At 65.1% G+C, this 10342-nt stretch carries 10 protein-coding genes and 3 tRNA genes; 3 read left to right on the top strand and 10 right to left on the bottom strand.

Annotated elements, in window-relative coordinates; all coding sequences use genetic code 11:
• From ACTIF6_RS15125 to ACTIF6_RS15080, 10 genes are all read right to left on the bottom strand, one after another.
• The coding region (locus ACTIF6_RS15125; protein ID WP_308329836.1) for a GTP-binding protein at positions 1 to 133 on the bottom strand (133 nt) is incomplete at its 3' end.
• A gap of 52 nt (positions 134 to 185) precedes the next feature.
• Positions 186 to 260: transfer RNA gene (locus tag ACTIF6_RS15120), tRNA-Thr, on the bottom strand.
• Between the two features lie 78 nt (positions 261 to 338).
• Positions 339 to 412, bottom strand: a tRNA-Gly gene (locus tag ACTIF6_RS15115).
• Positions 413 to 487: 75 nt separating this feature from the next.
• A tRNA-Tyr gene (locus ACTIF6_RS15110) sits at positions 488 to 573 on the bottom strand.
• Between the two features lie 66 nt (positions 574 to 639).
• Positions 640 to 1347, bottom strand: a complete 708-nt coding sequence (locus tag ACTIF6_RS15105) for a uracil-DNA glycosylase (protein ID WP_439588749.1) — start codon at positions 1345 to 1347, stop codon at positions 640 to 642.
• 32 nt (positions 1348 to 1379) lie between these two features.
• Positions 1380 to 2180 (bottom strand): indole-3-glycerol phosphate synthase TrpC, encoded by an 801-nt coding sequence (trpC, locus tag ACTIF6_RS15100; protein ID WP_439588742.1) that lies wholly within the window; start codon positions 2178 to 2180, stop codon positions 1380 to 1382.
• Between the two features lie 13 nt (positions 2181 to 2193).
• A complete protein-coding gene (trpD, locus tag ACTIF6_RS15095) occupies positions 2194 to 3249 on the bottom strand; it encodes an anthranilate phosphoribosyltransferase (RefSeq protein ID WP_439588741.1) in 1056 nt (351 codons plus the stop codon).
• 27 nt (positions 3250 to 3276) lie between these two features.
• On the bottom strand, positions 3277 to 3924 hold the full coding sequence (locus tag ACTIF6_RS15090) for a LysE family translocator (protein WP_439588740.1): 648 nt from the start codon (positions 3922 to 3924) through the stop codon (positions 3277 to 3279).
• A 14-nt stretch (positions 3925 to 3938) separates the two neighbouring features.
• Complete coding sequence (gene ltaE / locus ACTIF6_RS15085; protein ID WP_439588748.1) at positions 3939 to 4955, bottom strand: low-specificity L-threonine aldolase; 1017 nt, start codon at positions 4953 to 4955, stop codon at positions 3939 to 3941.
• Between the two features lie 131 nt (positions 4956 to 5086).
• Complete coding sequence (locus ACTIF6_RS15080) at positions 5087 to 5674, bottom strand: anthranilate synthase component II (protein WP_439588739.1); 588 nt, start codon at positions 5672 to 5674, stop codon at positions 5087 to 5089.
• 530 nt (positions 5675 to 6204) lie between these two features.
• Here ACTIF6_RS15080 and ACTIF6_RS15075 point away from each other — a divergent pair.
• Genes ACTIF6_RS15075 through ACTIF6_RS15065 form a run of 3 tightly spaced genes read left to right on the top strand, consistent with a single transcriptional unit; the run spans position 6205 to position 10306 of the window.
• Positions 6205 to 7191, top strand: a complete 987-nt coding sequence (locus tag ACTIF6_RS15075; RefSeq protein WP_439588738.1) for a Bug family tripartite tricarboxylate transporter substrate binding protein — start codon at positions 6205 to 6207, stop codon at positions 7189 to 7191.
• Positions 7188 to 8861, top strand: coding sequence for an amidohydrolase (locus tag ACTIF6_RS15070; RefSeq protein WP_439588737.1), 1674 nt, complete (start codon positions 7188 to 7190; stop codon positions 8859 to 8861). The genes ACTIF6_RS15075 and ACTIF6_RS15070 overlap by 4 nt, the downstream gene beginning before the upstream one ends.
• Positions 8861 to 10306, top strand: a complete 1446-nt coding sequence (locus ACTIF6_RS15065) for an amidase (RefSeq protein WP_439588736.1) — start codon at positions 8861 to 8863, stop codon at positions 10304 to 10306. The genes ACTIF6_RS15070 and ACTIF6_RS15065 overlap by 1 nt, the downstream gene beginning before the upstream one ends.
• Positions 10307 to 10342: the final 36 nt, after the last annotated feature.

Here is a 10342-nt window from a genome sequence, read left to right as displayed (position 1 = left end):
TGGCTGCGCCACCGAACTTGGCCGCCAGCACCGTCGTGATCGCCGCCGTCAGCGTCGTCTTGCCATGGTCAACGTGACCAATCGTGCCCACGTTCACGTGCGGCTTGGTCCGCTCAAATTTCTCTTTTGCCATTTTTCAGCTCCAAAATCAAAACTGCCGAAACACCAGAACAAATGCGAATAACTGGTGCCCTTGGCGGGAATCGGACCCGCGACCTCTCCCTTACCAAGGGAGTGCTCTACCACTGAGCCACAAGGGCCAAGGCACCCGACAAGCCGAATGCCTTTGAAACTTCACTTCACTCATCGAACCAGGCAAGCCCGGCCATCAACAGACATGGAGCGGGAGACGGGAATCGAACCCGCGTCATCAGCTTGGAAGGCTGGGGTTCTACCATTGAACTACTCCCGCCTGAACAAACCAGCACCACACGGCACCGACCCATCCGGGCGCGACTTCCCATCGCTATCACATCTCATCGATCGCTGGTGGAGGAGGCTGGATTCGAACCAGCGTACGCATAAGCGGGCAGATTTACAGTCTGCTGCCTTTAACCACTCGGCCACCCCTCCATAGCGCAGCCCGCGATTATGCCATGGATTTCGGGCATTGCTCCAGCACCCCTGATCCCCGCGGGCTCACCAACGCACCGGCTCGAAGCCCTGGCTTTCGAGCCACTCGTTGGCTTGGCGGAAGTGGCCACAGCCGATGAATGGCACGGGCCCGCGGCGGGCGGAAAGCGGAGAGGGATGGTTGGCGGTCAACACCTGGTGGTGAGCGGGGTCGATCAGCGATGCTTTCTTCTGTGCGTGGGCGCCCCAGAGCAGAAACACCTTCGGCGGCCCGGACTCGGCACACCGGCGGATTAAATCGTCAGTAAGCACTTCCCAACCTCGCATCGCATGGCTGGCAGGCTTTTCTGCCTCCACGGTCAGGCTGGTGTTGAGCAGCAACACGCCCTGCTCCGCCCAGCGCACCAGGGAGCCGTGGGCCGGAGGCGGGGTACCCAGATCGCGCTGAATTTCTAAAAACATGTTTCGCAGGCTGGGGGGCACCCGCACACCCGGCGCCACCGAGAACGCCAACCCTTCGGCCTGACCCGGACCGTGATACGGGTCCTGACCCAGGATCACCACCCGAACGTCCTCGAGCGGGGTGAGCTCCAGTGCCCGAAGGGGCCGGGGCGGGTAGATCACGGCGCCCGCCTGCAGACGGTCCTCCAGATAGTGGACCAGCGACTGCCCCTGGGGGCTTTCCCAGAACGAGGCCACCAGATCCGACCAGCCGGCATGGACGGGCCAATCCGCAGGTGCTGCCGAGCGAAGGCTCGCAGGCCCGCCCTCCATGCCGTCCAGATCGGCTTGCAACGCCGCGGCCCTCAGGCAAACAACTCGGCCAGTGCCAGGCCGGGCTCGGGCGCGCGCATGAAGGCTTCGCCCACCAGAAACGCGTTGACGCCGGCGGCGCGCATGGTCTGCACGTCGTCGCGGCCCAGGATGCCGGATTCGGTGATCAGCAGGCGATTGGCGGGCACCTCGGGCAGCATCTCCAGCGTCGTCTGCAACGTCACCTCGAAGGTGCGCAGATTGCGGTTGTTGATGCCCACCAGCGGCGTCTTGAGCTTCAGGGCACGCTGCAGCTCGGCGCGATCGTGCACCTCCACCAGCACCGCCATGTTCAGGTCGATCGCCAGCGCCTCGAGCTCGGCCATGCGGGCGTCGTCCAGGCAGGCAGCGATGAGCAGGATGGCGTCGGCGCCCATGACCCGGGCTTCATAGACCTGGTAAGGATCGACCATGAAGTCCTTGCGCAACACCGGCAGGTCGCAACTGGCTCGGGCCTGCTTGAGGAAATCGGCGCTGCCCTGGAAGAACTGGCGGTCGGTGAGCACCGAGAGGCAGGCCGCGCTGACCGCGCCATCGCCTTCGGCGTAGCTCTGCGCGATGTCGGCCGGAATGAACTCTTCACGCAGCACGCCCTTGCTCGGACTGGCCTTTTTCACCTCGGCGATCACGGCGGCCCGGCCGGCGGCGATCTTCTTGCGCAGCGCGCCTTCGAAGTCGCGCGTGAGCACCCGGCTCTCGGCGTCGAAGCGCACCACGTCCAGCGGCTTCTTGCGCTGCGCGGCAGCGATCTCCTCGTGCTTGACGGCCACGATCTTCTGCAGGATGTCGCTCATGGGAAGGTTCCGGTCAGGCCACGAAGGCCTTGAGTTGTTCGAGCTTGGCCCGCGCCGCGCCAGACGCCAGCGTGCGGCGCGCGAGCGCGATGCCAGCCCCCATGTCAGACACCACGTTGGCCGCATACAGCGCCACGCCGGCGTTGAGTGCCACGATTTCACTGGCCGCCTTGAAAGCCGGGTCGTCGCTGCTTTCCAGCACGCCCATGAGCATCTGCCGCGAGGCCTCGGGCGTCTCCACGCGCAGCGCGCGGCTGCTGGCCATCGTGATGCCGAAATCCTCGGGGTGGATCTCATATTCCGATATCTCACCGTTCCGGAGTTCGCCCACCAGCGTGGCGGCCCCGAGCGAGACCTCGTCCATGCCGTCGCGGCCGTACACCACCACGGCGTGCTCGGCCCCCAGGCGCTGCAGCGCACGCACCTGGATACCGACCAGGTCGGGGTGGAACACCCCCATGAGGATGTTGGGTGCGGAGGCCGGGTTGGTCAGCGGCCCCAGGATGTTGAAGATCGTCTTGATGCCGAGTTCGCGGCGCACCGGCGCCACGTTCTTCATCGCGGGGTGGTGATTAGGCGCGAACATGAAGCCCACACCGACCTGCTCGATGCAGCGCGCAATGGCTTCAGGGGAAAGGTTGATGTTCACGCCCAGACTCTCGAGCACGTCGGCGCTGCCACTCTTGCTGGAAACACTGCGCCCGCCGTGCTTGCTCACGCGCGCGCCCGCGGCGGCGGCCACGAACATGGAGCAGGTGGAGATGTTGAAGGTGTGCGAGCCGTCACCACCGGTGCCCACGATGTCGACCAGATGCGTCTTGTCGGCCACATGCACCTTGGTGGAGAACTCGCGCATCACCTGCGCGGCTGCCGTGATCTCGCCGATGGTTTCCTTCTTCACCCGCAAACCGGTGATGAAGGCTGCCATCATGACCTGCGACATCTCGCCGCTCATGATCAGACGCATGAGGTGCAGCATCTCGTCGTGGAAGATCTCGCGGTGCTCGATGGTGCGCTGCAGGGCTTCCTGCGGCGTGATCTTGTGGACCTGGGCTTGCGTGTGAGGCATGGGTGTCTCCGTGTCTTGCATCGTGTATCAAGGCTGGGCGGGATTGTCGGTCATGGCCAGCTTCACGCCGAAGCCGATGAAGAGTGCGCCAGCAGCGCGATCGAGCCAGCGCATGCCGCGCTGCACCACCTCCACACGGCGCGCAAACCAGGCCGCAGCCCAGGCGTATCCAAAGTTGATGGGCAGAGAATTGAGGTTGAAGATCAATCCGAGCAGCAGGAAGACCAGCGCCTTGTTGGCCGCATCGGGTGCGATGAACTGCGGCACGAAAGCCAGGAAGAACAGCGCCACCTTGGGGTTGAGCACGTTGGTGAGAAACCCCCGGCGAAACACGCGCCACAGGTCCACCTCGCGGGCAGTGCCCGTGGCATGGATCACCAGCGGAGGCGCCTTCGCCATCAGCATGCGCACGCCCATCCACAACAGGTAGCCCGCGCCAATCCACTTGAGCACCGTGAACGCGGTGGCAGAGGTGGCCAGCAGCGCGCTCACCCCGACCGCAGCGGCGAACACATGCACAAAGCACCCGCTGACGATGCCCAGGGCGGCGACGATGCCGGCGCGCGCACCGCTTCTGAGCGCGTTCGACACGATGTAGAGCACGTCCGGACCTGGCGTGAGGTTGAGCAGCCAGCCGGCCGCGATGAAGAGCAGAAGTTGCGGCAGATCGGGCATGCGAAGCTCCCGGCTCAATAGACCGATGAACCGGCCGGGCGCGCAGCGCTGGCCGTGGCGCCCTGTGCGAAGAAGCTTCGCACGCTGCCAATGGCACGGTCGATCCCCGCACGGTCCACATCCAGGTGCGTGACGAAGCGAAGCCCGATCAAGCCGGTGGCGAGTACGCCGTCGCGCTCCAGATGCGTCAGCAGATCGGGGCCGCGTCCGTTCGCCACGTCCACAAAGACGATGTTGGTCTGGGCGGACCGCACGCTCAAGCCTTCGATACCGGCCAGCCCCTGCGCCAGGTGCTGCGCGAGCGCGTGGTCGTCGGCGAGGCGGGTCACGTGGTGGTCCAGTGCATGGTGTGCCGCCGCCGCGAGCAGGCCCGACTGGCGCAGCCCGCCACCGAGCATCTTGCGCCAGCGCAACGCGCGCCGGATCAGCTCGCTCGATCCACAGAGCGCCGAGCCCACGGGTGCACCCAGGCCCTTGCTGAAACACACCGAGACGCTGTCGAAACGATCGACGATGGCGCGCACGGCCACGTAAGGGTCTCCCCCAGCAGCCACCGCCGCATTGAACACGCGCGCGCCGTCCAGGTGCACGGCCAGGCCGTGTTCGCGCGCCAGCGCCGTGGCCTGATCGAGGTAGTCGGCCGGCATAGGATGGCCGTTCCAGGTGTTCTCCAGGCAGAGCAGGCGCGTGCGCGCAAAGTGCGCATCGTCGGGCTTGATGGCGGCAGCGATGTCGGCCAGTGCCATCTGCCCGCTGGCGTTCTGCGCCAGCGGTTGCGGCTGGATGCTGCCCAGCACCGCCGCGCCGCCGCCTTCGTAGCGGTAGGTGTGGGCGTTCTGGCCCACGATGTATTCGTCGCCGCGCTCGCAGTGCGAAAGCATGGCGCAGAGGTTGCTCTGGGTGCCACTGGCCATGAAGAGCGCGGCTTCCTTGCCGGTGATGGCTGCGATGCGCGCCTGCAGCGCGTGCACGCTCGGGTCGTCGCCAAACACATCATCGCCCAGGGGCGCGGCCATCATGGCTTCGCGCATCGCGGGCGTGGGTTGCGTGACGGTGTCGCTGCGCAGGTCCACGGTCTTCTTGCGATCCGGCGCCGGGCCGCCCCAAGCCGGGTCAGCCCCCTCGGGGGGCAACGACCCGCGCAGCGGTGGAGTGTGGGGGTTCATGATCTTTGCTCCAGAAAGTTCTTGAGCATGGCGTGGCCATGCTCGGTGAGGATGCTCTCGGGGTGGAACTGCACGCCTTCGATGGCGAGAGACTTGTGCCTGACACCCATGATCTCGCCGTCTTCCGTCCAGGCTGTGACTTCCAGGCAGTCCGGACAACTCGCCCGCTCGATGGCCAGCGAGTGGTAGCGGTTGACCGTGAACTGTTCGGGCAGGTGGGCAAACACGCCAGCGCGCGTGGTCGTGATCTGCGAGGTCTTGCCGTGCATCAACTCTCTGGCGCGAACGATCTTGCCGCCGAACGCAGCGCCAATGCTCTGATGCCCGAGACAGACCCCGAGGATGGGAAGCTTCCCGGCAAAGTGCTGGATGGCGGCTACGGAAATGCCGGCCTCGGCGGGTGAACATGGACCAGGCGAGATGACCAGTCGATCCATCCGGCCCTCGTCGAACTGCTGCTGCAACTCTTCAACGGATACCTCGTCGTTGCGCAACACCGTCACCTCGGCGCCGAGTTCGCCGAGATACTGCACGATGTTGTAGGTGAACGAGTCGTAGTTGTCGATCATCAGCAACCTAGACATGGAAATCTCCTGACTCTTCGTGCAAGCAATTTGCGACAGGCAATGACACGGACCACGCGGTCACACCGCGCGGGACTTCACTTCTGCTGGGGGTTTCTGGGGACATCGGGCAATCTCCTGGTGTTGGGAGCCGCCGTGCCGAAGAGCTTTTTGCCGAATCCGCCCTGCCGGTACGACGGCAGGCTGCGCGGTTCAATCCCGCGATGACGTGCCGCTTCCTAATGGAAGCGCCACCAATTTGCGACGTGGATCGAAGCAGCAAGGGCCATGGTGATGGACTGTCGGGAAACGAAGGTGCGCGGGCAGCGCGCTGAGCTCGAATGAGCCGAAAGTGTAGCACGCGCTGCTTCGCAGCCGGGCGATGAAAGCCAGGTGGCACACACAGGCAGGTTGCCGCGCTTCGAGCGGTTTTCGCGATGCGGGCTTTCCTCCCAATACGGTCAATTAAATCGATCAGTTTTAAATAATCGATTAGACTGGGTGGCGCGGCACAGCACAGTTTCAGCCATCCCCTGGAGGTTCCGAAGCCCATGTCCTCTCTCTTTTCTCCTTCATTTTTTTGGCGCACCAGCGCCGTTCTGCTGCTCGCGGCGGGATTGGGATCGGGCGCTCTTGCACAACCGGGTTTCCCCAGCAAGCCCGTCACCATCGTCGTGCCCTTCCCTGCCGGCGGCTCGATGGATGCCCTGGCCCGCATTGCGGGGCAAAAGCTCTCTGCCGAGTGGGGCCAGCCTGTGCTGGTGGACAACCGCGCCGGTGCCGGCGGCATGATCGGTGCGCAGCGCGTGAAGTCATCTCCACCCGACGGTCACACCCTGCTGCTGACGAATTCGGCGCTCATCCAGAACGTCGTCGGCGCGGGTGCGGCAACCGCACCTTACGACCCGGTCAAGGATTTCGAGCCCGTCATGCACATGACGCTCGCGCCGGTGGTGTTCGTGGTCAATCCCAGGCTGCCTGTGCAGAATCTTCAGGCGTTCATTGCCCTTGTGAAAAGCGAACCGAAGAAGCATTCCTTCGGCTCGGGTGGTGTGAACCAGACGCTGCACCTCATGGGTGCCACCTTCAACGACGCCGCAGGTCTCGACATGGCGCATGTCGCATTCAAGGGCGACGCCGGGCTGGTCAACGACATCATTGCAGGCCACGTTTCCTCCGGCTTCGCCACCATCGCCACGGCCGGGCCCCACATCGCGGCGGGCACGCTGCGCGCCCTCGCTGTCGCAGGTCCGCGCTCGCCGCTGCTGCCGGGCGTACCGAACTTCAGGGAACTCGGCTTCCAGAGCCTCGACGTGGTGGGCTGGTTCGGCATGTTCGCGCCCGCTGGAACGCCCAAGGTCACGGTGGACAAGCTGGCCGCCGACATCGCCAACGTGCTCAAGGCGCCGGACGTCACCAGCAAGCTCAAGGAAATGTCGCTCACGCCCACGGGTCTTGGTCCTGCGGAGTTCGGGGGAATCGTCAAGCGCGACCTGGGCTACTGGGACGAGGTGGTGAAGAAGGTGGGCGAGAAGTGAATCGCCAGTACGCCGAGCACATCCTGCTGGGAAACGTTGTCACGCTGGACAACGCCTGTTCGCGCGCCGAGGCCATCGCCATTTCGAAAGGCCGGATCCTGGCCACCGGCACTCGCGAGGCGATGCTGGAGCTGCGCGGGCCGCTGACCAGTGTGCGCGACTTCCCGGGCGCCACGCTGATCCCCGGCTTCAATGACGCACACGCGCACATGGATACGCTCGGCACGCGCCAGCTTCGACCTACGATCGAGGGCGCGCGCAGCATTGCCGACCTGCAGGACACGATCCGCCTGCTGGCGCAGCACACACCCAAGGGTGAATGGATCGTGACGATGCCTGTCGGCGCGCCGCCCTACCATTTCGATGCACCGGGCACGCTGGCCGAAGGTCGCCTGCCCAACCGGTACGAACTGGATGCCGCCGCACCCGACCACCCGGTCTACATCCCGGCGCCGGGCGGTTACTGGGGCCAGCCACCGTGCCATTCGGCCATGAACTCGCTCGCGATGCAGCTCAACGGCATCACGCGCGACACCGTGCCCACCAATCCGAATACCGTCATCGAGAAGGACGAGCGCGGCGAGCCGCTCGGCACCTTTCTTGAGAAAAGCTACGTCAACACGCTCGAAGCAGAACTGCTTCCTGCCGTGCCACGCTTCACCTACGAGCAGCGCTGCGAGGGCATCCGCCAGGCCATGCGGCTCTATCACAGCGTCGGCACCACGAGCATCTACGAAGGTCATGGCAGCGCGCCCGAGGTGATTGCGGCCTACCGCGAGATGTGGGAGCGTGGCGACCTCACCATGCGGACGTCGATGGTGCTGAGCCCCCGCTGGCGGTCCCTGGAGGATGCCGCAATCGCCATGCGCGACTGGATGCCGACGATGCGCGGCCGGGGAATGGGCGATGCAGTGTTCCGGGTCTCCGGGCTGTTCATCGCTCACGGAGGCGATCCCTGCGTGGCTCGCATCCAGCAGCGCGACCTCGCGTACATGGGCTGGTCGGGCTATGTGCAGCAGGCGAACTCCAGCGAGGAGTTCGAGGCACTGTGCATGCTTGCGGGCGAGCACGATCTGCGCGTGCACACCATCGTGTCCGACAAGCTGGCGAAGGTCGCACCGATCATGGAACGCGTGGCCCAGCGATTTCCCATCGGCGAGCGCCGCTGGGTGCTGGAACACATCAGCCGCTCCACCCCACAAGACCTGGCCACGCTGAAGCGGATCGGCGTTGCAACGACGCTGATCCCGGCGCAGTATGTGTGGAAACACGGCACACCATTCCTCAATTTCAGCGAACAGGAAATGGATCACCTCTCGCCCGCAAAGCAGCTCTCGGCGCTGGGCGTCCCTGTTGCTGCAGGCACAGATGCGGTCCCATACAACCCACTCTTCTGCATGTGGTCGATGACCACACGGCGGGAGCGCACCACCGGGCGGGTGATGGGCGAAGGCGGAAAAGTCTCCAACGAAACCGCGCTGCGACTCGTCACACAGGGCGGCGCCTACCTGACGTTCGAGGAAAACGAAAAGGGCCGTCTCATGCCGGGCCAGCACGCCGACATCGCCGTGTTGTCAGGGGATCCACTGGAGGCGCAGGGCGATGCGTTGCGCGACCTGACCTGCCAGGCCACGATGGTGGGCGGCCACTGGGTCCATGGATCCGAGTGATGGATCTCGCCTACGCCTCCGCCATCGATCTCGTGCAGGGCATGCGCGAGCGCCGCTATGGCAGCCGCGAGTTGCTGGAGATGTACATCAAGCGCGTCGAGTCCTTCGACGGCCGGCTCAATGCCCTTGTCGTGCGGGATTTCGAACGTGCCCGTGCAGCGGCCGACGAAGCCGACGCGGCGCTGGTGCGCGGCCAGTTGCAGGGCCCGCTGCACGGATTGCCGATGACGGTGAAAGAGTCGTTCGACGTGGCCGGCCTGCCCACCACCTGGGGACATACCGCGCAACGCAGCAACATCGCAGCGAATGACGCCGAGGCCGTGCGCCGCCTGAAGGCCGCAGGCGCCGTGATCTTCGGCAAGACCAACGTGCCGCTGATGCTGGCGGACTGGCAGAGCTTCAACGAGATCCATGGAACGACCAGCAACCCCTGGGATCTGTCGCGCACGCCGGGTGGCTCTTCGGGAGGATCCGCTGCGGCATTGGCCGCGGGCCTTGTCGGCCTCGAATACGGCAGCGACATCGGCGGATCGCTGAGGATTCCTGCCCACTTCTGCGGCATTTACGCGCACAAGCCAACCTGGGGTGTGGTGCCACCTGCGGGTCACTGGATCACGCCGGGTCCGCGCACCGACATCTCTGTCGTCGGGCCGATGGGGCGCAGTGCGGCCGACCTCGAACTCGGTCTGGCGGTCACTGCCGGCACCGACAGCGCCGAGGCGCGCGCATACCACCTCCAACTGCCACCCTGCCCGCACGCAGGCATGCGCGGCTTCCGGGTGGCCGTGCTGCTGGACGCCAGCGAGGCCGAAGTGGACGACGAGATCAAGAACGCCGTCGATGCCGTTGCTCGATTTCTCGAAGGGGAAGGCGCGAAGGTTTCGCGCGATGCGCGGCCGGACATCGACTTCAAGACGGTCGCACGCGATGCCACGCTGCTGATTCGCGCCACGACTTCAGGCCGCATGCCCGAGGCCGACTATGAGCGTTTCCAGCATGAGCGCGCTGAGCTCGATGCTTCTGATGACCGGTATCCCGCGCGCTTTGCCCGAGGCATTGCGGCAACGCACCGCGACTGGCTGCAAGCCCACATGCGCCGCTATCACATGCAGAAAGCGTGGGAGCATTTCTTCGCCGACTGGGATGTGCTGATCTGCCCTGCGGCGTCGACAGTCGCCTTCAAGCACGACCACAGTCAACCGCGCCACGAGCGACGGGTGCTGGTCAATGGCCGACTGCTGCCCTCGATCGACCAGGTCTTCTGGGCCGGGCTCGCCGGCATCTCCTACCTCCCGGCAACGGTCGCACCAGCAGGCCGATCGCGCGAGGGACTGCCGATTGGCGTGCAGATCATCGGCCGGCAGTATGCAGACCTCACCTGCATTGCCCTTGCGCGCATGCTGGAACAAGGTTTCCGCGGCTTCGAGCCGCCGCCGTATCCCTGAAAATTGTCCACCACACTCTCAAGAAGGAGCCCAACC

Source organism: Hydrogenophaga sp. (assembly GCF_051860785.1).
Classification (GTDB): domain Bacteria; phylum Pseudomonadota; class Gammaproteobacteria; order Burkholderiales; family Burkholderiaceae_C; genus Hydrogenophaga.
This window is presented reverse-complemented; position numbering and strand designations above follow the sequence as displayed.

What these genes read in the sequence shown, in the direction of transcription:
- ACTIF6_RS15105 (WP_439588749.1), bottom strand. Translation starts at nt 1,347, where the DNA reads ATGGAGGGCGGGCCTGCGAGCCTTCGCTCGGCAGCACCTGCGGATTGG.
- trpC (WP_439588742.1), bottom strand. Translation starts at nt 2,180, where the DNA reads ATGAGCGACATCCTGCAGAAGATCGTGGCCGTCAAGCACGAGGAGATC.
- ltaE (WP_439588748.1), bottom strand. Translation starts at nt 4,955, where the DNA reads ATGCGCGAAGCCATGATGGCCGCGCCCCTGGGCGATGATGTGTTTGGC.
- trpD (WP_439588741.1), bottom strand. Translation starts at nt 3,249, where the DNA reads ATGCCTCACACGCAAGCCCAGGTCCACAAGATCACGCCGCAGGAAGCC.
- ACTIF6_RS15075 (WP_439588738.1), top strand. Translation starts at nt 6,205, where the DNA reads ATGTCCTCTCTCTTTTCTCCTTCATTTTTTTGGCGCACCAGCGCCGTT.
- ACTIF6_RS15065 (WP_439588736.1), top strand. Translation starts at nt 8,861, where the DNA reads ATGGATCTCGCCTACGCCTCCGCCATCGATCTCGTGCAGGGCATGCGC.
- ACTIF6_RS15080 (WP_439588739.1), bottom strand. Translation starts at nt 5,674, where the DNA reads ATGTCTAGGTTGCTGATGATCGACAACTACGACTCGTTCACCTACAAC.
- ACTIF6_RS15090 (WP_439588740.1), bottom strand. Translation starts at nt 3,924, where the DNA reads ATGCCCGATCTGCCGCAACTTCTGCTCTTCATCGCGGCCGGCTGGCTG.